Raw genomic sequence first — 21,834 nt, forward strand, 5'->3', positions numbered from 1 at the left:
CGATCAATTTATGATGAACTCCGCTCAAATAGAACGAGTCGTTCAATTAGCACCTAACTCCGCTAAATCAAGTTGGCTAGATATTTTCGTGGCTATACACGAGACAAATTAGGAGGATTTCGTTGTGACAAAACGTGCATTAATCAGTGTTTCCAATAAAGATGGTATTTTAGAATTTGCAAAAGAATTAGTGGCATTAGGTTATGAAATTTTATCAACTGGTGGTACAAAAAAAATGTTACAAGACAATGATGTCGCTGTAACAGCAGTGGATGAAGTAACAAAATTCCCAGAAATTTTAGATGGTCGTGTGAAAACTTTAAATCCAATGATTCACGGTGGACTATTAGGGAAATTTGATGATGCTTCTCATCAAGCACAAATGAATGAGCACGGCATTGAACCAATTGAAATTGTATGTGTTAATCTTTATCCGTTCGTTGAAACAATTTCAAAGCCTAATGTAACATGGGATGATGCCATCGAGAATATTGATATTGGTGGGCCAACTATGCTACGTTCTGCTGCTAAAAACCATCAATACGTAACAGTTATTGTAGATAGCAATGACTATGCAACAGTATTAGAAGAACTGAAAGCAACTGGCGCTACAACAATTGAAACACGTCGTAAGCTAGCGGCAAAAGTCTTCCGTCACACAGCAGCTTATGATTCTTATATTTCGAATCATTTAACTGAAGAAGCATTCCCTGAAAGCTTAACGCTTACTTACGAGTTAAAACAAAACTTACGTTATGGCGAAAATCCTCATCAAAAAGCAGCCTTTTATCAAAAACGCCTTGGTTCTGATTTCTCATTGGCGTATGCAACGCAACTGCACGGAAAAGAATTATCATATAATAACATCCAAGACGGAAACGCGGCACTTCAAATCGTAAAAGAGTTTGAAATGCCTGCAGCGGTTGCTGTGAAGCATATGAACCCTTGTGGTGTTGGTACAGGCGTAACACTAGAAGAAGCTTTTGATAAAGCATATGAAGCTGATTCTACGTCAATTTTCGGTGGTATTATTGCATTGAATCAGGAAGTAGATGCGGCTACTGCAGAAAAGTTAAGCCATATTTTCTTAGAAATTATTATTGCACCTGCTTTCTCTCAAGAAGCATTAGACATTTTAACACAAAAGAAAAATATTCGATTACTAACAATTCCATTTGAGCAAGCTAAAAAAGATCAATTTAACGTTGTTTCTGTTGAAGGTGGTTTACTTGTACAAGAGCCAGATAGCTATGGCTTTGCAGACGCTGACATTAAAGTAGTAACAGACAGAGAACCGACTGAGGAAGAATGGGAAGCATTACAACTTGGCTGGTCTGTAGTTAAACATGTGAAATCAAATGCAATCGTTGTAACAGATTCGCAAATGACATTGGGTGTTGGTGCTGGCCAAATGAACCGAGTAGGTGCTGCAAAAATCGCTTTCGAGCAAGCGGGTGATAAGGCGAAAGGTGCTTCACTTGCATCTGATGCATTCTTCCCTATGAGTGATACTGTGGAGGCTGCGCATGCGGCAGGTATTACAGCGATTATTCAACCAGGTGGCTCTATTAAAGACCAAGATTCAATTGATAAAGCAAATGAATACGGCATTGCTATGGTGTTTACGGGTGTACGTCACTTCAAGCATTAATAGTCGATATGCAGTAATTTACAAATAGAAAAAAAAACAAAGGGTCTGTCCTAATAGAAAAAAATAGTATACTGGACGTGTTTCTAGTATGCTATTTTTTCATATCCAAGTACAAGTCGACTTAAGCAGAAACAGCACAAGACAGTATGACGCACTAAATAGCAAGTAACGAATACTGTGCCGCGGAAAGCGAAGTGGACTTTTCTAGAAAGTGTGGAGCGATTTATGAGACAGTCCTTACCTTTAAAGAGGAGGATTCACTAATTATGAACGTATTAGTAATAGGAAGTGGCGGTCGTGAGCATGCAATTGCCAAACAATTTAGCATTTCTCCGTCCGTAGAAAAAGTATTCGTTTCACCAGGTAACGACGGTATGCGAGAAGATGTAGAGGTTGTTGCTATTGATACAATGGACTTTGCAGGTCTTGCACAATTTGCAAAAGAAAATGCAGTAGATTTAACATTTGTTGGTCCAGAGCAACCACTAGCAGAAGGAATCGTGGATTTCTTTACACATCGTGGTCTACGCATATTTGGTCCGACGAAGGCAGCTGCACAAATTGAAAGTAGCAAATCATATGCGAAAGATATTATGAATAAATATAATATCCCAACAGCAACCCACGAGACGTTTACAGAAGCAGAAAAAGCGATTAACTATATTAAAGCACAAGGAGCACCAATCGTTATTAAAGCAGACGGCTTAGCAGCTGGTAAAGGTGTTGTTGTAGCAATGACGGAAGAAGAAGCGATTGAAGCAGTGCAAGATATGATTGGTAATCAACGTTTCGGTGAATCTTCATCTCGTGTTGTCATTGAAGAATTCCTTGATGGTGAAGAGTTCTCCTTTATGTCCTTTGTTCACAAGGGCCAAATTTATCCTATGGTCATTGCACAAGATCATAAACGTGTATATGACGGCGATAAAGGACCAAATACTGGCGGAATGGGTGCATATTCACCTGTACCACAAATTTCACAGGATGTAGTAGATGTAGCGTATCAAACAGTTGTTGAACCTACTGTTAAAGGCATGGAAGAAGACGGGGTCTCATTTACTGGCATTTTATATGCAGGTCTTATTTTAACGAAAAGTGGCCCTAAAGTAATCGAGTTCAATGCACGCTTTGGTGACCCAGAAACACAGGTCGTATTACCACGCATGAAATCCGATTTCGGTGCGTTTATGAGCGCATTAATGGATGAAAAACCATTTGATTTGCAATGGTCAAACGAAGCTATGTTAGGTGTTGTCATTGCTGCTGAAGGCTATCCTGGTGATGTTGTAAAAGGAAATGCCTTACCGAACTTAGAAGCATTATCTGCATCCCATGCTGTCTACCATGCAGGTACGAAGCATGTAGATGGAAAGTTTGTAGGGAATGGCGGGCGCGTTTTACTTGTTGCTGCTAAAGCATCTTCTTTACAGGAAGCACAAGAAAAAGTTTATGCTGGTATCGCAACAGCAGAATGGGATAATTTTTTCTACCGCAAAGATATCGGCTGGCGTACATTTAAATAACAGTTTTACTTGAAATAATTATTTTTCATAGACATATCATTTCTCTAAAAAAGTAAGGAGCCGTCTCATGTTGATTGAGACGGCTTCTTTGACTAAGAAGGATTTTGTGCTTTATTTGTAGAATTTTTACTGTCTGAGGAATTTTGTGTTGAAGTGCTGGTGTCAGATGAATTAAAACTTGCTGTTAGTTCTGACGAATTTCCAGTAATAGCAGAGGAGAAATCCTTCATAAGTTTACTGATTTGTTCAGAAGACATAGAATTTTGTTCAGAAGACATAGAATTTTGTCCACTGAACATACTTTGCATAGAGGTGTTCATGGCATTTTCCACATTTGTGTTCAACATTGCCTTCGAAGGACAATATTTAAAAATACCTTCAGCCATTTTCATGGCTCCTAATGCAATCATAAGTCGTCCTTTCATACAGCTAGGATTTCTAGATACCTTAGCGATACCAAACGCCGTCATACTTGTCCCAAGGGCAAAGCGGCAAAAGGCATTTTTATCACTTAGATTTGCTTGTTGCATTATATAATTTCCTCCTTTAGTCATAGTGGAAAAAATAAAGCGGGGTGCACTTTGCTTTATGAAAGTGCTGTGTTACGATTGAAACAAGATGATTGCATAAAGCAGCATTATTTTATCGTCTTTTAGTAAAGAGGATATGTGGCACGGATTTTGAAAGGCGTCAAATAACGAGTCCTATTCAAAATGCGAATCATTACGCAAAAGGCGCAATGAAAACAAATAAGCGCTTATGCAATAGTAGTATGTGAATTCAAATAGGATTTACACAATGAAATTTTACGCAAATTAGGAAGGAGCGATTTACATGGATCCAACATGGAGAATTTCGCAATTGCGTCAACATATAGCTGTCATAGATGGCAAAAAATCGCCTAATATTGTCTTGAAAAATGCGCGTTATTTACATAGCATGTTAAAGCAATGGGTGGTAGGAAACATTTGGATTTCAGAAGACCGTATTGTTTATGCAGGGGATAGAATGCCACCTTTAATAGAAGGCACAGAAATTGTTGATTGTACGAATAAAACGATTGTTCCAGGTTATATTGAACCTCATGTTCATCCGTTCCAGTTGTACCATCCACAGTCTTTTGCTGATTTTTGTGGGCAACTAGGTACTACCGCTTTTATCTCAGATAATTTAAGTTTTGTATTATCTTTAGAGAACAAGAAAGCGTTTTCAATATTAGATGAGTTAAAGAAGTTACCGTTCTCTTTTTATTGGTGGGCGCGGTTTGACTCACAGACTGAAATGGAACAGGAAGAAGAAATTTTTTCAAATACTTCTATTTTAGAATGGTTACAACGTGATGATGTATTGTTAGGTGGCGAGCTAACTGGTTGGCCAAAATTATTGCATGGTGATGATTTAATGTTATATCGCATGCAAATGGCTAAGGCGCATGGCAAAAAGATTGAAGGCCACTTCCCAGGTGCTTCAGAACGCACTTTAGCGCGAATGAAATTACTTGGTGCAGATGGCGACCATGAGGCGATGACGGTGGAAGAAGTAGAGCGACGGATTATGCAAGGATTTGCAGTAACGCTTCGTCATTCTTCTATCCGCCCTGATTTACCGAATCTATTAAAAGGAATCGTAGAAAAACAACTACCTATTTTCGATCATCTAATGATGACAACTGATGGCTCAACGCCTTCATTCCATCAAGATGGCGTAATGGATAAATGTATTCAAGTCGCTTTAGATGCAGGTGTCTCACCAATAGATGCTTACCAAATGGCATCATATAATGTTGCGCGTTATTACAATATGTCAAACTTACATGGCTTTATTGCGACTGGTCGCTTTGCCTCGCTTAATATTTTGCAAGATGAATGGCATCCAGTTCCAGAAAGTGTACTGTCAAAAGGTGTTTGGTTAAAACGTGATGGCGAACGAGTGCATCGCTTTAATGCAATCGACTATAAAGCAATTCCATCATTTGAATTGGATTTTTCACTAACTTCCCATGACTTCCAATTTTCAATGCCTTTTGGGATTGAATTAGTAAATGATGTTATTACAAAACCTTATAATTCGTTAATCACAAGAGAAGGACAGCTTGCAAACCATGATGAAAGCTATTTAATGCTCATTAACCGAAGTGGAAACTGGCATGTTAATACGATGATTAAAGGATTTGCAACAAATGTTCAAGGCTTTGCATCGTCATATTCAAACACTGGGGATATTTTGCTTATCGGGAAAAATAAAGACGATATGCTTAAAGCGTTTGAAGAGATGAAGGCTATGCGTGGGGGTATTGTCCTTGTAGAAAAAGGAGAAGTTGTCGCATCGGTTCCGCTAGCAATTGGTGGTCTTCTATATCAAGGCGATGTGGAGGAGCTTACAGTAAAAGAGCTTGCCTTAAAGCAAGCATTAGCAGAACGTGGTTATCGTCTAGGCGACGCTATTTATACTTTACTATTTTTACAATCTACGCATTTACCGTATATTCGAATTACACCTAAAGGAATTTTCGATGTAATGAAGAATAAATTATTATTACCTGCAGTTATGCGTTAGGTGTAGTAGCACATTTTTTGTAGCGCCAGAGCAGCAGCATACACTTTTACATCGAGGCGGTATTGACTAAAGGAGAGTAATGCAAGTGTTGAAATCAAAGAAACTACTAGTTGGCCTAGCATTTAGCGCTTTGTTTATCGGCGGATGTTCTAAAGATGCCTCTGAACCAAAAGAGGACGTAACTAAAATAGATGATGAACCAGCTATTGAAGAGCCTGTGAAGGAAGAAATAATTGTGGCCCCATTAACGGGAGAGGCTGTCAAAGAAGAAGTGACGCAGCGTCCAATTATTGTGACTGTTAACAATCATCCTGCTGCTCGTCCTCAATCAGGATTGGCAGCAGCAGATATTATTTACGAAATGCTAGCAGAAGGAAATGTCACTCGTTTCCTAGCAGTCTATCAAAGTGAATTACCAGAAAATATTGGACCGGTCCGAAGTGCTCGTTCTTATTTTATTGATATGGCAAAGGGCCTTGGTGCATTTTATGTAGCACACGGCTATAGTCCAGAGGCGAAAACGATGCTTAGCAATAATGTTGTTGATAATATTAATGGGATGAACTATGATGGCACACTATTTAAACGTTCTAACGATCGTGTAGCCCCACACAATTCCTATATAACTTCTGAAAATATATTAAATGGTGCTGAAAAAGTAGGCGCTTCAATGAATTACAGTGAAAAAGTGCGTCAGGCTTTTTATGAACCCGATGAACGTGGTAAAATAGGCGTTGAAACAAGTCAAGTTGACATTTACTATGGGAATAGTAATTCTTTCCACAACACCTATGTATATGATCATGAAACAAATCGTTATGGTCGACAATCGGCAGGCGTAGAAACAAAGGATATGTTGACAGGTGAAGCATTAACATTTGCAAATGTTTTATTTTTTGAAATGAAGCATCAAACAATTGATGATGTAGGTCGCCAAGATATTGATTTAACCTCTGGTGGAAATGCATATGTATTTCAAAATGGTTATTTAAGAGAAGTAAAATGGGCTAATATCGATGGATTACCAACGGCTGTCGAAGAGACTGGTGAACTTGTGAAGCTAGTTCCAGGAAAGACATGGGTACATTTCGTACCAGCTTCACCAGGGTTAGAAGCAATGGTGAAAACGCAGCCGTAAGAGGGAGGAAAACTGCATGCAAATCGAAAAAATTCGAGGGCATCAAACAGATCAGTTATTTAAAGCAGTATTAGAACTGAAGGACATTGAAGAATGCTATAAATTTTTTGATGATTTATGTACGATTAGTGAGATCCAATCGCTAGCACAACGATTTGAGGTAGCGCATTTATTACGTTTAAAGAAAACCTATGAATCCATTAAAAAGGAGACTGGGGCAAGTACAGCAACGATTTCTCGTGTACGTCGATGCTTTGATTATGGAAATGATACATATGATGAAATGTTAGGTCGTTTGTATCCAGATGAAAAGCCATTCCAAGCACCAAAAGAATAGTAGATAAGAGGCTGGGTAGAGTTTCTGCTCAGCTTTTTTATTTTTTTGTCGAGAGTCATAAGCTATACTTGTAAACGAGTAGATAGAAAATGATAGGTGGTAAAATAGATGGATTATTTACAGTGGAGACATGTGTTCAAGCTAGATCCAGCAAAGGATATATCGGATGAAGCATTAGAAAAAATTTGTGAATCTGGAACAGATGTCATTTTAGTTGGTGGAACAGATGGGGTAACATTAGATGGTGTTTTAGATTTACTTGTCCGCGTACGTCGCTTTGAAGTACCAATAGCTCTTGAAATTTCAACGATTGATTCAGTAACACCTGGCTATGACTATTATTTTATTCCAACGGTATTAAATAGTGATGACCCGAAATGGATTAAAAATTTGCATCATGAGGCGATTAAAGAATACGGAGACATTATGGTATGGGATGAGTTAGTCGCTGAAGGTTATTGTATTTTAAATCCAAATTGTAAAGTTGCAGAAGTAACACAAGCAAAGACAGATTTATCAGTGGATGATGTTGTTGCGTATGCGCGCATGTCTGAAAATTTCTTTAAGCTACCTGTATTTTATTTAGAATATAGCGGTGTATATGGCGACATTGAAATGGTACGTGCTGTGAAAAATGAATTGCAAAATACAAAGCTATTTTACGGTGGTGGCATAACTTCTACAAAGCAAGCCGCAGAAATGGCACAGTTTGCTGATACGGTCGTTGTAGGAAATATTATTTATGAAGATTTAAAAGCTGCACTTGCGACTGTTAAGGCCGTAAAAAATGCGATATAATTAGGAACAAACGTTTGTAAGGTGGTGCGAAATGGAGCATTTAACAAAAAACTTATTAGTAGGTATGAACCCTGAACAGGAAAAAGCAGTGAAAGCAACAGAAGGGCCATTACTAATTATGGCAGGTGCTGGTTCGGGAAAAACAAGAGTATTAACGCATCGTATTGCGTATTTAATCATAGAAAAAGAAGTATACCCTTCGAAGATTTTAGCCATTACGTTCACGAATAAAGCAGCTCGTGAAATGCGTGAGCGTATAGATGGTATTCTCGGAAATGGTACTGGCGACAGCATGTGGGTATCAACATTTCACTCGATGTGTGTACGCATTTTACGACGTAATATTGAGCAGCTTGGCATCTCGCGCAATTTCTCGATTTTAGATTCTACTGACCAACTTTCTGTCATAAAAAATGTCTTGAAGGATGAAAATATTGACCCTAAGCGTTTTGAACCTCGTGCAATCTTAAATGCAATCAGCTCAGCAAAAAACGAATGCATAACTGCCGATGAATATGCAGGGCAAATTAATGAACAAAATCCTTATGAAAAAACGGTTGCTCGTGTTTATAAAGGATATGAAAAAAGATTACGTCGCAATCAGTCACTTGATTTTGATGACTTGATTATGACGACGATTACATTATTTAAGCGAGTACCTGAAGTGCTTGAATTTTATCAAAATAAATTTCAATATATCCATGTTGATGAATACCAAGATACGAATAAATCCCAATACTTACTTGTGCAATTACTAGCGAAGAAATTTAAAAATATTTGCGTAGTAGGGGATTCGGATCAATCAATTTATCGCTGGCGTGGCGCAGATATTGGAAACATCCTGTCTTTTGAAAAGGATTATCCGAATGCGAAAGTCATTATGCTAGAGCAAAATTATCGCTCAACAAAACGCATCCTTCAAGCTGCAAATGACGTCATTCAAAATAACACAAGCCGTTACCCAAAAGAGCTGCGCACCGAAAATGCACATGGTGAAAAGATTGCTTTGTACAAAGCTTATAATGAGCAGGAAGAAGCACAGTTTGTCGTACAAACGATTCAACAGTTGATGGAAAAGGAAAATCGTTCATTTGATGACTTTGCCATTTTATATCGTACGAATGCACAGTCTCGTGTAATGGAGGAAGTGTTAGTTAAGTCTAATATGGCTTATCAAATTGTCGGTGGTACAAAGTTCTATGATCGTAAAGAAATAAAGGATTTATTAGCCTATTTGCGTCTCATTGCGAACAATGACGATGATTTATCGCTTGCGCGTATTATCAATGAACCGAAGCGTAGTATTGGTGCAACCTCATTCGAAAAAATGGCACGCTATGCCATCGATCAGGATCGCTCTATTTTTGATGCAATGAATGATCTTGTGTTTATGGGATTAACAGGGAAAGCCGCTGCTTCAGCAGAACATTTTTATGCGATGATTAAAGGCTTTACTGAAATGCAAAATTACTTGTCCGTAACGGAAATCGTAGAGCAAGTTATTGAGAAATCAGGCTATCGAGCGATGTTACAAAATGAAAAGAGCATTGAAGCGGAAAGTCGTTTAGAAAATATTGAAGAGTTTTTATCTGTGACAAAAGCGTTTGAAGAACGTAGTGAAGATAAGAGCTTAATTGCCTTCCTGACAGATTTAGCTTTAATTGCAGATATTGATGCGCTTGATAAGGAAGATGCATCTAAAGGCAATATCATTTTAATGACGATGCATGCTGCTAAAGGGTTAGAGTTCCCTATAGTTTTCATTATTGGCATGGAAGAAAATATTTTCCCACATTCTCGTTCTCTTGATGATAATGATGAAATGGAAGAGGAACGACGTCTCGCGTATGTCGGCATAACGCGTGCAGAGGAACGGTTGTATTTAACATGTGCGCAATCTCGAACGATTTTTGGTCGTTCAAGCTTTAACAATGCTTCCCGTTTCTTACGTGAAATTTCAGAGGATATTTTAGAATCCATCTCAAAAGGTGGTCCAAAGCCTGAAGTTCCATTTGGCTCAAGTAATCGTTCGGCAAGTGGTTATCAAAAACGGACACTTGGCTCGCAACAGCATACACAACCAGCAACGGCACGCCTGCAAGCAACTGGTGGGGACCAATTTGGTTGGAAAGCTGGAGATAAAGCGATTCATAAAAAATGGGGAACAGGTATGGTTGTTAGCGTAAAAGGTGAGGGTGATAGTACAGAACTAGATATCGCTTTTCCACAACCAATTGGTATTAAGCGATTACTAGCGCAATTTGCACCTATTGAAAAAGCGTAAGCGGAGGAACTTAAATGAACGAAATTGAACAGCGCATAGCGGAGTTAAATAAATTATTGCATGAATATGGGCATGCGTATTACGTGCTAGATAATCCTCTTGTTGCAGATAGTGTATATGACCAACTATTACACGAACTCATTGCATTAGAAGAGGCAAATCCTTCACTAATTTACCCAGATTCACCGACACAGCGCGTTGGCGGTGCTGTCATAGAGGGATTTAAAAAAGTGACGCATGATTATCCGATGCTAAGTCTGTCCAACGCATTTAATGAAGCGGACTTGCGCGAGTTTGACCGTAAAATTCGTCAAGCAATCGGAGATCACTTTTCTTATGTATGCGAACTAAAAATAGATGGTCTAGCGATTTCTCTTAAATATGAGAATGGTGTTTTTGTCCAAGGAGCAACACGCGGTGATGGCGTAATTGGTGAGGATATAACAGCAAATTTAAGAACAATTCGTGCTGTGCCACTTCGATTAAAAGAACCAATTACGATTGAAGTGCGCGGCGAAGCATATATGCCTAAAAAGTCGTTTGAAAAATTAAATGCACAGCGCGCTGAAAATAGTGAAGAATTATTTGCAAACCCTCGAAATGCTGCTGCTGGTTCATTACGTCAATTAGATCCAAAAATTGCAGCAAGTCGTCAACTATCAACCTTCATTTATGCAATTGGAGGAGATGGTGAAGCGTACGGCATTGATGGGCATGGCGAGATGCTAGATTATTTGGAAGGGCTTGGATTCCCTTCAAATAAAGAACGTCAACGCTGTGCTTCGATTGAAGAGGTTTTGTCCTTTATTGAAACTTGGACAGAAAATCGCCCGAATTTAGCCTATGAAATAGATGGTATCGTAATCAAGGTCGATCGTTTTGCGCAGCAGGATGAACTTGGCTATACAGCAAAAAGTCCACGTTGGGCAATTGCCTACAAATTCCCTGCAGAAGAAGTTGTAACAACGTTGCTTGATATCGATTTAACAGTAGGTCGAACAGGCGTCGTGACACCAACGGCGATTTTAACACCTGTACAAGTAGCGGGAACTACTGTGCAACGAGCATCTTTACACAACGAAGATTTAATTCGTGATAAAGATATTCGAATTGGGGACACAGTCATTATCCGAAAAGCGGGCGACATTATCCCACAAGTAGTTGGTGTATTACTAGAGCAACGTCCAGAGGATTCAATTCCTTATGAAATGCCAGCAAATTGCCCTGTTTGCGATAGTGAGCTTATTCGAATTGAGGGAGAGGTTGCCCTGCGTTGTGTAAATCCAGCATGTTTTGCACAAATTGCTGAGAGCATTAAATACTTCGTTTCCCGTAACGCCATGAACATTGACGGACTTGGTGAAAAGGTTGTTGAGCAGCTGTTGCGTGAAGATTTAATTCATGATGTATCTGATTTATATCAGTTAACAGTAGAGCAGTTAGTCGAGCTAGAACGTATGGGCGAAAAATCAGCTACAAACCTAGTGAATGCTATTCAAGCATCGAAGGACAATTCAATGGAACGTCTACTCATTGGTTTAGGGATACGACATGTTGGCGAGAAGGCGGCAAAGATTGTCTCAGAGCAATTTGAGACGATGGAAGCGGTAATGGCTGCAACTGAGGAGCAGCTTATAGCAATTCATGAAATTGGCGATAAAATGGCATCTTCACTCGTTGAGTATTTTGCCAATGAAGATGCACGTGCTGTTATTCAGCGTCTTGCTGAGGCTGGTGTCAATATGACGTATAAAGGCAAAAAGGTAGAGGTAGTCGTAGGTGACAATCCATTTGCAGGCAAGACAATCGTGCTAACTGGTAAACTTGAGCAATTGACACGGAACGATGCAAAGGCGAAAATAGAAGAGTTAGGTGGAATTGTCACAGGAAGTGTCAGTAAAAAAACGGATCTTGTTATTGCAGGTTCGGATGCAGGGTCTAAACTGACAAAGGCAGAACAATTAGGTATTGAAGTTTGGAATGAAGACGACCTAATTGAGCAACTAACTTAAACAATACGTAAAAGATATAGCACTGGCAGATGTTTGCTCTTAAATTTTAAATGAGAGCGGTATAAAAAATTTGTCAAAGGTGAATCTGATAATTAGTAAAGGGGTACTAAAATAATGAAGTCATTTCGACTCATTCCAGCAATTGTAGCTGCTGCAATGCTAGTCGGCTGTGTGCCTTCGAATAAGAAGGAGACAGAGCTTACACAGGAAACGCAACAGGAAAAAGCGGAAACAACGATTATTCCTAGTCTACAGATTGATGAATCTTTTTATAAAACACTAATACCATATAAAGAAAGTGCAAGCCGTGGGTTAGTCGTTTCGAATATTTACACGAAATATGATATGAAGGAAGTAGAAACAGGATTAATGCGTCTTTCTCAAAATGAGTTTGACACTGAAAATTATTACTTCCAAGAAGGCCAATATTTAGCTGAAAGCACTGTAAGCTCTTGGCTAGCACGTAGTTCACAAACGGAGGATGGTTTAAATCCTCCAACAACAGATGCTATGACACCAGAAGAACGTGCAACAAAAGCACCTATTTATTTATCTCATATTGTGGAGCAAAATTATTTAAAGAAAACGGATGATAATAAGGTGAAATTAGCTGGTATTTCAATAGGGCTATCATTAAATTCTATCTATTATTATCAAAAAGAAAAATATGGTGAGTATTACGAGGAGCCTATTCCTGAGTCTGCTCTTGTTGAGCAAGGCAAAAAAATGGCGGCTGAAATCGTTTCCCGTATGCGTACACGTGATGAATTAAAAGATGTACCGATAGTCGTTGGGTTGTTTAAACAGCAGGCTCGCAATGAAATTATTCCAGGTACTTATTTTACTTATGGTGTTGCAAAAGAGGGGCAAAATGATATTGGCGATTGGCAACCTCTTGACGAAGAATATGTGATGTTCCCAACAGATGATACACATGATACTTATCGAGATGTTAGTAATAACTTCAAAAACTTCAAACAAGATGTCGATAAATATTTTTCTAACTATACAAGTGTTATTGGCACAGGCTTCTATCAAAATAAAAAAATACAAAAGCTAACAATTGAAATTCCAATTCAATTTTTCGGCACTGCTGAAATTATAGGCTTTACACAATATTTAACGGGCGCCCTAATCAATCAATTTGATAATATAAATGTCGAAGTGAGCATTACTTCAATTAATGGTCCAGAGGCTTTAATTATGAAAGAAGCGAATGATAAAGACCCGTATGTACACGTTTATGAGTAAAAAATAGTCAGCCTTGTGCTGGCTATTTTTATGCATAATCGCACTTAAATCCACTAGGTTTTCGTTTAATAGAATTTGGACAATGTACATCATATGTAAGTAATGGTTTGTAAAGCTTTTCTGAAATCCAGTTCAGTTAACAATTATAGCTACGTTCAACAAAAGAAGACATCTTTGGACAACACTTTGTTATAGTAGTGAAAGTTTCTGTATTTTTGGTGAAAGTTGTGATTTTTAATAGGAAAAATGTTATGATTATTGGCATGGTTAACTTTATTCAACCCTATTGTTATCAACAAAAACAATGAATTGGATCGTATTCGGAGGTGTAAAAAATGGCAAAATTAACAAAAGAAGAAGTTAAGCACGTTGCGAATTTAGCACGTCTTGCAATTACAGAAGAAGAAGCGGAAAAATTTGCTGAGCAACTTGGGAAAATTACTGACTTTGCAGAGCAACTAAACGAGTTAGATACTACAAATGTTGAACCAACAACACACGTTTTACCATTGGTAAACGTAATGCGTGAAGATGTGGCAACAAAAGGTCTAGACCGTGATGTAATGATGTTAAACGTGAAAGAACAAGAAGATGGTCAAGTAAAAGTACCAGCTATCATGTAATACTAAAAAATAGGAGGATTCCTCATGACGTTATTTGAACGTTCAGCAAAGGAGCTACAAGCTGAAATTAAAGCTGGTAACCTAACAATCGCTGACTTAACAAAAGAAGCATATGAACGCGTAACAAAGCTTGACGGCGATGTACAAGCATTCCTTGCTTCAAACGAAGAAAAAGCAACTGCACAAGCAGCTGAAATGGACAAAGTGCCATTTGAAGAACGTGGACCACTTTTTGGTCTTCCTATTGGTGTAAAAGACAATATCGTAACAGAGGGCTTAGAAACAACTTGTGCTTCTAAAATCCTTGAAGGATTTATGCCAATTTACGATGCGACAGTCGTTAATAAGCTACGCGAAGCTGGCATGATTACAATCGGTAAATTGAACATGGACGAGTTTGCAATGGGTTCTTCAAATGAAAACTCATTCTATAAAACAACAAAAAATCCATGGAACTTAAATCACGTACCAGGTGGTTCTTCAGGTGCATCTGCGGCAGCAGTAGCAGCAGGAGAAGTATCATTCTCACTTGGTTCAGATACAGGTGGTTCAATCCGTCAACCAGCAGCATATTGCGGTGTCGTAGGGATGAAACCTACATACGGTCGTGTATCTCGATTTGGACTTGTGGCATTCGCTTCTTCGTTAGATCAAATCGGACCAATTACACGTAATGTTGAAGACAATGCGCTTTTACTAGAAGCTATTTCAGGATTAGACACTAATGATTCAACATCAGCAAATGTAGAAGTACCAAACTTCGCAGCAGCACTGACTGGCGATGTAAAAGGTTTACGTATTGCTGTACCAAAGGAATTTTTAGGTGAAGGTGTTGGCGAAGCGGCACGTCAATCAGTACTTGATGCACTAGAAGTACTAAAAGGCTTAGGTGCGACAGTTGAAGAAGTATCACTTCCTCATTCTAAATATGCACTTGCAGCTTACTATATCCTTTCTTCTTCTGAAGCGTCATCAAACCTTTCTCGTTTTGATGGTATCCGTTACGGTTTCCGTGCAGAAAACGTTAATAACCTAATGGACCTTTACAAAGAAACACGTGCACAAGGCTTTGGTGATGAAGTAAAACGTCGTATCATGCTAGGAACTTATTCACTTAGCGCTGGTACTTACGACGCTTATTACAAAAAAGCACAGCAAGCACGTACACTTATTAAAGCAGACTACGACAAAGTATTTGAAGACTTTGATGTAATCATTGGACCTACGGCACCAACGCCAGCATTTAAAATTGGTGAAAATGTTGATGACCCAATGACGATGTATGCCAACGATATTTTAACAATTCCTATGAACTTAGCGGGCGTGCCAGCAATTTCAATTCCTTGTGGCTTTGAAAACGGTCTACCACTAGGCTTGCAAATCATTGGTAAATACTTCGATGAAGCAACAATTTACCGTGTAGCGCATGCGTTCGAGCAAGCTACTGCGTTCCATAAAGAAGTTCCTCAAATTTGGGAGGGAAAATAACATGAACTTTGAAACAGTCATTGGTTTAGAAGTACACGTTGAGTTAAAAACAAACTCAAAAATCTTCTCGCCAGCGCCAGCTCACTTCGGTGCTGAACCAAATACAAATACAACAGTAATCGACCTAGGTTATCCTGGTGTCCTTCCTGTCTTAAATAAAAATGTTGTAGATTTCGCGATGCGTGCAGCTCTTGCACTAAACATGGAAATCGAGCAAGAAACAAAATTTGACCGTAAAAACTACTTCTATCCGGATAATCCGAAAGCATATCAAATTTCACAATTCGATAAGCCAATTGGTAAAAACGGTTGGATTGATATTGAAGTAGATGGTTACACAAAACGTATCGGTATTACGCGCCTTCATATGGAAGAAGATGCTGGTAAACTATCTCATGCTGGTGACCATTCATTAGTGGACTTTAACCGTCAAGGTACACCGCTTGTAGAAATCGTTTCTGAGCCAGATCTTCGCACAGCAAATGAAGCGTATGCTTACCTTGAAAAATTGAAATCAATTATTCAATATACAGATGTTTCAGACTGTAAAATGGAAGAAGGTTCACTACGCTGTGATGCCAACATTTCAATTCGCCCATATGGCCGAGAAGAATTTGGTACAAAAACAGAGCTTAAAAACCTTAACTCATTTAACTACGTACGTCGTGGTATTGAGCACGAAGAGTTACGTCAAGCGGACGTATTACTGTCAGGTGGCGTGATTGATCAAGAAACGCGTCGCTTTGACGAAAAAACAGGTAAAACTATTTTAATGCGTGTTAAAGAAGGAACAGATGATTATCGTTACTTCCCAGAGCCAGATTTAGTGCGTCTGTCAATCGATGATGAGTGGTTAGAGCGCGTAAAATCAGAGATTCCAGAACTTCCAGATGCTCGTAAAAAACGTTATGTTGAAGAATTAGGATTAACACCTTATGACGCTGGCGTTCTTGTTATTTCTAAAGAAATTTCTGATTTCTTTGAAGCGATGATAGCTGAAGGAGCAGATGCAAAACTTTCTGCAAACTGGTTGATGGGTGATGTTTCTGCATATTTAAATGCTGAACAAAAAGATCTTAAAGATACTGCGTTAACTCCAGAAAACCTAGCAGGCATGGTGAAATTGATTGCAGACGGTACAATTTCTTCTAAAATCGGTAAAAAAGTATTTACTGAGTTAGTCGAAAACGGTGGTTCAGCTAATGACATCGTGAAGGCAAAAGGATTAGTTCAAATTTCTGATGAGGGTGCATTATTAGCAATCGTAACAGAAGTATTAGATAACAATGCACAATCGATCGAAGACTTCAAAAATGGTAAGGATCGTGCAATTGGCTTCTTAGTTGGACAAATTATGAAAGCTACAAAAGGCCAAGCGAACCCACCAATGGTCAACAAATTATTACAACAAGAAATTGCAAAACGCTAATTTTTTTGATATTTCGATGAGTCAAGAGAGTGTATTCACTTTCTTGGCTTTTTAAATGTAAAAATTGTACATACTAACAAATCGTAACACTAAATAGTTGTCTAAAAAGAGTATTCATAGCAAAATATAGAATAGAACAAACACTTCATTTAAAAAGGGGATAAGTATATGAAAACTGAACAACAATATTTTGAAGAAGCCATTTCAATTCAACAATATATGGAAAACATGACAACTCTTAAAGAAGATAGCTTCCGTATTTATGATGGCTTTGAAGTGCCAATGTACGATGGTTTTGTAGCTTTATTAAAAGACAAGCAACCTAAAATTTTAACAATCACTGAAGATTGGTGCGGAGATGCGATGTTAAATAATCCAATTATTCGCCGTGTTGCAGAGGCAGCTGGATTAGATATGCGCACCGTTTTACGCGATGCCGATACAGATTTAATCGACCGTTACTTAACAAACGGTGGCCGTGCAATTCCTATGTATATTTTACTTAATGAATCAGGTCAAGTTATCGGTAAATGGGGACCACGTGCGCCTGAGTTACAGGATATTGTTGTGAAGAAAAGAGCTACATTACCAGACAAAGAAGATCCAACTTTTGAGGAAGCACAAAAAGCACTTTACACTGAAATACGTGAAGATAATATTACGAACAAAGCAAATTGGACATATGTATACGAAGATTTCAAAAAACATGTAACAGCAGCATTACAATAATGGAGTAATTGGCTTAGTCAAAGGTGTAACGTATAATACGCGCTCGTAGGGGCGTATTGAAAGCATATGGTGTAATTTGTTTTGCAAGGCGTAGAACTTCGCATTAAATCATCAGTGCAACATTTCAATGGTTTATTCGTTGAAAGTATTAGAATCTTATGAAGCAGGAAGGTATGTTATGAAACGAGCAAGAATCATTTATAATCCTACATCTGGGCGAGAAGCGTTTAAAAAGCATTTACCAGAAGTATTGGAGAAACTAGAGGTAGCAGGCTATGAGACATCTTGTCACGCAACGACTTGTGAAGGCGATGCTATAGAAGCAGCAAAAAACGCAGTAGAACGTGGATTTGATATTATCATAGCAGTTGGTGGGGATGGGACGTTAAATGAGGTTGTTTCTGGTGTCGGGCAATTTGAAAAACGTCCGAAGATTGGCTTAATTCCAATGGGGACAACGAATGATTTTGCACGTGCCGTCCATATTCCACGAAATATTGATGAAGCCGTTGATATTATTATTAAAGGCGATACCTTACCAGTAGATGTTGGATTGTTAAATGGAGAACGCTATTTCATCAATATCGCTGCTGGGGGACGTATTACTGAGCTAACGTACGAAGTGCCAAGCAAAATGAAAACAATGCTAGGGCAGTTAGCTTACTATTTAAAAGCGGTTGAAATGATTCCATCTATTAAGGCATCACATATGCGTATTGAATATGATGGTGAAGTATTTGATGGAGATGCAATGATGTTTTTATGTGGCTTAACGAACTCTGTTGGCGGCTTTGAAAAGCTTGCACCAGATGCGAGCATAAACGACGGTTACTTTACATTATTAGTATTGAAAAAAGTGAGCCTTCCAGAATTTATTCAACTTGCGGCAATGGCGTTACGAGGCGAACATTTAAAGGATGATCGTGTTATTTATAAAAAAGCAAGTGTTGTGAAAGTTACGACGGAAAACGAAGTGCATTTAAATCTAGATGGCGAATACGGTGGAGATGCACCTGCAACATTTGAAAATTTGAAGCGCCATATTGAAATTTTTGTACCGATTGAAGATATTCGGGAGGAAGATCGGATTTAAATTAATCTTATGGAACAATGGCAAATAAGTGTAAATAATTTTGTAAATTTACACTTATTTGTTTGTAATCCCCTCATAAATTGGGGTTGTGAACGAATTAAGAAAAATGTTTGGCGAATATGCGTATATTAAATGAACAAAATTTGAAACCTTTATAATAGGCCGAAGTTTCGGTCCATTATAAAGGTTTTTTTCGTTGAAATAGTGGAAAATATGGGTATGGATAAGGGAAAGGAAGTGGTGCAATGTGTATAAGTCACAGGAAAGAAAGCTTATTTGGTTAAGCTTCGGTGTTGCAATTATCATGCTACTTTCCATACTGGGAAGAATATTTGGTAGTTAGGAGGGTAATGAGATGATTAATGAATCAGCAGTCTTTTGGAGTCGTGCATTAACGGAGCTTACGTTATCGTTCCATATCATTTATGCAACGATTGGTGTCGGCGTGCCGTTAATGATTATGATTGCGCAGTGGACTGGATACAAAAAGAATGACGAGCATTATATTTTAATGGCACGACGTTGGGCACGAGGTTTCGTCATTACCGTTGCTGTAGGGGTCGTTACAGGTACAGCTATCGGATTACAATTATCTTTACTATGGCCGAATTTTATGCAACTCGCAGGGCAAACTATAGCATTACCACTCTTTATGGAAACCTTTGCATTCTTCTTTGAGGCCATTTTCTTAGGTATCTACTTATACACTTGGGATCGTTTCGATAGTCAGAAAAAACATATGCTCCTTCTAATTCCTGTTGCATTAGGTGCATCAATGTCTGCAGTTTTTATAACAATCGTGAATGCCTTTATGAACGCACCACAAGGCTTTGACATAGTGGACGGTCAGCTCGTTAATATTCAACCATTTCTAGCAATGTTTAACCCAGCTATGCCAACTAAAGTAGCGCACGTGCTTGTTACAGCCTATATGACATCAGCATTTGTGTTGGCGGCAATTGCAGGCTACCGTATGCTTAAAGGCTCAGACCATATTTATCATAAAAAATCATTATTTTTATTAATGAAGATTGGTCTGGTGACATCAATTTCAGCTGCAATAATAGGTGACTTCTCAGGCAAATACTTAGCGGAATACCAACCAGAAAAATTAGCTGCGGCTGAATGGCATTTTGAAACAACAGATAAAGCATCACTTATTTTATTCGGTGTGCTAGATGGCGAGGAAGTAAAGTATGCCATTAAAGTACCTTATGCATTAAGTATACTAGCAGCTAATAATCCAAATGCAGAAGTGATAGGCTTAGACCAATTTGCGGAGGAAGACCGACCACCGCTTTATATTCACTATCTGTTTAATACGATGGTCTTTATCGGTATGTTCATGGCATTAGTTTCTTTAGTTTATGTAGTAGGGAAATTACGTCGTTGGCGGTTTATTCATTCGCGGTTGTTTAGATGGATTATTGTTGCAGGTGCACCACTGTCAATAATAGCGATTGAATCAGGCTGGTGGCTTGCCGAAGTTGGACGTCAACCGTGGATATTATACGGTATTATGCGAACACCAGAGGGCGCAACAACGAGCGATCATGTGGATTTAATGATGCTGTTATTCTCAGGTGTTTATGCGGTACTTGGAGTAGGTAGTACCGTTGTATTAATTCGCATGTTTAAAAAGAATCCAATTGAGCGTGAAATTGAAGATCGGAATATAGAAAAAGGCGGTGACATCATATGACATTAGAGATATTAGGAATTTCAGTATTGTGGATTTTCCTTTTTGGTTATGTGATGGTCGCATCCATTGATTTTGGTGCAGGCTTTTTCAATGCTTACAGTCTCCTAATTGGGAAAAACCATATTATAACGAATATTATTAAACGATATTTATCGCCTGTATGGGAAGTAACGAATGTCTTTTTAGTGTTTTTCTTTGTTGGGATTGTAGGATTTTTCCCTCAAACAGCATTTTACTATGGAACAATTTTGCTTGTGCCGGTTAGTATTTCATTAGTGTTGCTTGCGATTCGTGGCTCGTACTATGCATTTGAATCGTATGGCGCACGTGGACATGTTGGTTATTCTCTGACATATGGCTTAACAGGTTTACTTATACCAGCCTCATTATCTGTAGTATTTGCTATTGCAGGTGGCGGCTATGTGGATATGGTGGAAGGGCAACCAGTATTAAATTATTGGACACTATATACGAGTACGTTTGCTTGGAGTATTGTCGTATTAAGCATAGCAGCTGTTCTTTATATATCCGCAGTATTTTTAACGTGGTATGCACATAAAGCAACAGATGTAGAGGCAACAAATTTAATGCGAAAATATGCCTTAATTTGGGCAGCACCATTAATGATTAGTGCACTTGGGATTATGTATGAAATGAAATCCATTAACCCTGAAAGCTATCAGCATATGGTCAACTTATGGTGGATGTTTGCTATTTCCGCAGTATTATTTATTATTACTGTCATATTGTTATGGATGCGAAAAAATTATGGGCTTGCTGTAGGACTATTAATCGCTCAGTTCGCAGTAGCGTTTTTTGCTTACGGTATCGCGCAATATCCATATTTACTGTATCCATATTTAACGATTTATGATAGCTTTACAAACACACAAATGGCTATTGCATTAGTCATCGTATTTGTTTTAGGATTATGCCTGCTTCTACCTTCACTATATTTATTGTTGAAACTATTTTTATTCAACAAAAATTATGTGACAGGGAAAGAAGACCATCATGCATAGGAGGTTATAGCGATGGAAAAATTTTTAATGTTTTATGCACCATTTATTGTCGTCATTCTCGGAATAATTGTGATGTTCTGGTGGGCACCAAAAGATGATTATGTAACGAAAAATAATGAAAAGAGTCGCGAATAGCGACTCTTTTTTAGCACTGTCTGGGCTAAGGTAACTATCAATTGAAGATATGCTAAGGAAAAC

18 protein-coding genes are annotated in these 21,834 nt (G+C 38.4%); 17 read left to right on the top strand and 1 reads right to left on the bottom strand.

The features are described from left to right. The first annotated feature begins 124 nt into the window (after positions 1-124). Together purH and purD are read left to right on the top strand one after the other, a co-directional pair. Positions 125-1,651 carry a bifunctional phosphoribosylaminoimidazolecarboxamide formyltransferase/IMP cyclohydrolase gene (purH, locus tag NSQ74_RS06515; RefSeq protein ID WP_340822215.1) on the top strand — a complete coding sequence of 509 codons (1,527 nt, stop codon included), beginning with the start codon at positions 125-127 and terminating at the stop codon, positions 1,649-1,651. Between the two features lie 266 nt (positions 1,652-1,917). Then, positions 1,918-3,174, top strand: a complete 1,257-nt coding sequence (purD, locus tag NSQ74_RS06520) for a phosphoribosylamine--glycine ligase (RefSeq protein WP_340822216.1) — start codon at positions 1,918-1,920, stop codon at positions 3,172-3,174. A 92-nt stretch (positions 3,175-3,266) separates the two neighbouring features. On the opposite strand, the gene NSQ74_RS06525 is transcribed toward purD, so the two are convergent. Then, positions 3,267-3,704: a YgaP-like transmembrane domain gene (locus tag NSQ74_RS06525; RefSeq protein ID WP_340822217.1), complete on the bottom strand. Its 438-nt coding sequence runs from the start codon at positions 3,702-3,704 to the stop codon at positions 3,267-3,269. Positions 3,705-4,008: 304 nt separating this feature from the next. On the opposite strand from NSQ74_RS06525, the gene NSQ74_RS06530 reads away from it, so the two are divergent. From NSQ74_RS06530 to cydS, 15 genes are all read left to right on the top strand, one after another. Then, positions 4,009-5,730 (top strand): adenine deaminase C-terminal domain-containing protein, encoded by a 1,722-nt coding sequence (locus tag NSQ74_RS06530; protein WP_340822218.1) that lies wholly within the window; start codon positions 4,009-4,011, stop codon positions 5,728-5,730. Between the two features lie 85 nt (positions 5,731-5,815). Beyond that, entirely contained in the window at positions 5,816-6,868 is a 1,053-nt protein-coding gene (locus tag NSQ74_RS06535; protein ID WP_340822220.1) for a DUF3048 domain-containing protein, read from the top strand. Positions 6,869-6,884: 16 nt separating this feature from the next. Beyond that, positions 6,885-7,205 (top strand): YerC/YecD family TrpR-related protein, encoded by a 321-nt coding sequence (locus NSQ74_RS06540; protein ID WP_004225717.1) that lies wholly within the window; start codon positions 6,885-6,887, stop codon positions 7,203-7,205. Positions 7,206-7,313: 108 nt separating this feature from the next. Continuing rightward, complete coding sequence (locus tag NSQ74_RS06545; protein ID WP_340822221.1) at positions 7,314-8,003, top strand: heptaprenylglyceryl phosphate synthase; 690 nt, start codon at positions 7,314-7,316, stop codon at positions 8,001-8,003. A gap of 31 nt (positions 8,004-8,034) precedes the next feature. Beyond that, positions 8,035-10,287, top strand: coding sequence for a DNA helicase PcrA (gene pcrA / locus NSQ74_RS06550; protein WP_340822222.1), 2,253 nt, complete (start codon positions 8,035-8,037; stop codon positions 10,285-10,287). A 14-nt stretch (positions 10,288-10,301) separates the two neighbouring features. Next, on the top strand, positions 10,302-12,299 hold the full coding sequence (gene ligA, locus NSQ74_RS06555) for an NAD-dependent DNA ligase LigA (RefSeq protein WP_340822224.1): 1,998 nt from the start codon (positions 10,302-10,304) through the stop codon (positions 12,297-12,299). Between the two features lie 114 nt (positions 12,300-12,413). Next, positions 12,414-13,550 (top strand): CamS family sex pheromone protein, encoded by a 1,137-nt coding sequence (locus NSQ74_RS06560; protein ID WP_340822225.1) that lies wholly within the window; start codon positions 12,414-12,416, stop codon positions 13,548-13,550. Positions 13,551-13,885: 335 nt separating this feature from the next. Beyond that, positions 13,886-14,173, top strand: a complete 288-nt coding sequence (gene gatC / locus NSQ74_RS06565) for an Asp-tRNA(Asn)/Glu-tRNA(Gln) amidotransferase subunit GatC (protein ID WP_024364473.1) — start codon at positions 13,886-13,888, stop codon at positions 14,171-14,173. 24 nt (positions 14,174-14,197) lie between these two features. Further along, entirely contained in the window at positions 14,198-15,661 is a 1,464-nt protein-coding gene (gene gatA, locus NSQ74_RS06570) for an Asp-tRNA(Asn)/Glu-tRNA(Gln) amidotransferase subunit GatA (RefSeq protein ID WP_340822228.1), read from the top strand. A 1-nt stretch (position 15,662) separates the two neighbouring features. Continuing rightward, positions 15,663-17,090 (top strand): Asp-tRNA(Asn)/Glu-tRNA(Gln) amidotransferase subunit GatB, encoded by a 1,428-nt coding sequence (gene gatB, locus NSQ74_RS06575; protein WP_340822229.1) that lies wholly within the window; start codon positions 15,663-15,665, stop codon positions 17,088-17,090. 168 nt (positions 17,091-17,258) lie between these two features. Beyond that, positions 17,259-17,819 (top strand): thioredoxin family protein, encoded by a 561-nt coding sequence (locus NSQ74_RS06580; RefSeq protein WP_340822231.1) that lies wholly within the window; start codon positions 17,259-17,261, stop codon positions 17,817-17,819. Positions 17,820-17,997: 178 nt separating this feature from the next. Next, complete coding sequence (locus NSQ74_RS06585) at positions 17,998-18,912, top strand: diacylglycerol kinase (protein ID WP_340822233.1); 915 nt, start codon at positions 17,998-18,000, stop codon at positions 18,910-18,912. A 355-nt stretch (positions 18,913-19,267) separates the two neighbouring features. Further along, a complete protein-coding gene (locus NSQ74_RS06590) occupies positions 19,268-20,614 on the top strand; it encodes a cytochrome ubiquinol oxidase subunit I (protein ID WP_340822235.1) in 1,347 nt (448 codons plus the stop codon). Continuing rightward, the gene (locus tag NSQ74_RS06595) at positions 20,611-21,636 is read left to right on the top strand and encodes a cytochrome d ubiquinol oxidase subunit II (protein ID WP_340822237.1); all 1,026 of its coding nucleotides are present in this window, start codon (positions 20,611-20,613) and stop codon (positions 21,634-21,636) included. Before NSQ74_RS06590 ends, NSQ74_RS06595 begins: the two co-directional genes overlap by 4 nt. A gap of 12 nt (positions 21,637-21,648) precedes the next feature. Continuing rightward, a complete protein-coding gene (gene cydS, locus NSQ74_RS06600; protein ID WP_340822240.1) occupies positions 21,649-21,771 on the top strand; it encodes a cytochrome bd oxidase small subunit CydS in 123 nt (40 codons plus the stop codon). Positions 21,772-21,834 lie beyond the last annotated feature (63 nt).

The sequence above is a fragment of the Lysinibacillus sp. FSL W8-0992 genome, assembly GCF_038008685.1.
Taxonomy (GTDB): Bacteria; Bacillota; Bacilli; order Bacillales_A; family Planococcaceae; genus Lysinibacillus.

Coding starts and splice junctions, on each gene's coding strand:
- purD (WP_340822216.1), top strand. CDS start 1,918: ATGAACGTATTAGTAATAGGAAGTGGCGGTCGTGAGCATGCAATTGCC.
- NSQ74_RS06525 (WP_340822217.1), bottom strand. CDS start 3,704: ATGCAACAAGCAAATCTAAGTGATAAAAATGCCTTTTGCCGCTTTGCC.
- NSQ74_RS06530 (WP_340822218.1), top strand. CDS start 4,009: ATGGATCCAACATGGAGAATTTCGCAATTGCGTCAACATATAGCTGTC.
- NSQ74_RS06540 (WP_004225717.1), top strand. CDS start 6,885: ATGCAAATCGAAAAAATTCGAGGGCATCAAACAGATCAGTTATTTAAA.
- NSQ74_RS06545 (WP_340822221.1), top strand. CDS start 7,314: ATGGATTATTTACAGTGGAGACATGTGTTCAAGCTAGATCCAGCAAAG.
- pcrA (WP_340822222.1), top strand. CDS start 8,035: ATGGAGCATTTAACAAAAAACTTATTAGTAGGTATGAACCCTGAACAG.
- ligA (WP_340822224.1), top strand. CDS start 10,302: ATGAACGAAATTGAACAGCGCATAGCGGAGTTAAATAAATTATTGCAT.
- NSQ74_RS06560 (WP_340822225.1), top strand. CDS start 12,414: ATGAAGTCATTTCGACTCATTCCAGCAATTGTAGCTGCTGCAATGCTA.
- gatC (WP_024364473.1), top strand. CDS start 13,886: ATGGCAAAATTAACAAAAGAAGAAGTTAAGCACGTTGCGAATTTAGCA.
- gatA (WP_340822228.1), top strand. CDS start 14,198: ATGACGTTATTTGAACGTTCAGCAAAGGAGCTACAAGCTGAAATTAAA.
- gatB (WP_340822229.1), top strand. CDS start 15,663: ATGAACTTTGAAACAGTCATTGGTTTAGAAGTACACGTTGAGTTAAAA.
- NSQ74_RS06580 (WP_340822231.1), top strand. CDS start 17,259: ATGAAAACTGAACAACAATATTTTGAAGAAGCCATTTCAATTCAACAA.
- NSQ74_RS06585 (WP_340822233.1), top strand. CDS start 17,998: ATGAAACGAGCAAGAATCATTTATAATCCTACATCTGGGCGAGAAGCG.
- NSQ74_RS06590 (WP_340822235.1), top strand. CDS start 19,268: ATGATTAATGAATCAGCAGTCTTTTGGAGTCGTGCATTAACGGAGCTT.
- NSQ74_RS06595 (WP_340822237.1), top strand. CDS start 20,611: ATGACATTAGAGATATTAGGAATTTCAGTATTGTGGATTTTCCTTTTT.
- cydS (WP_340822240.1), top strand. CDS start 21,649: ATGGAAAAATTTTTAATGTTTTATGCACCATTTATTGTCGTCATTCTC.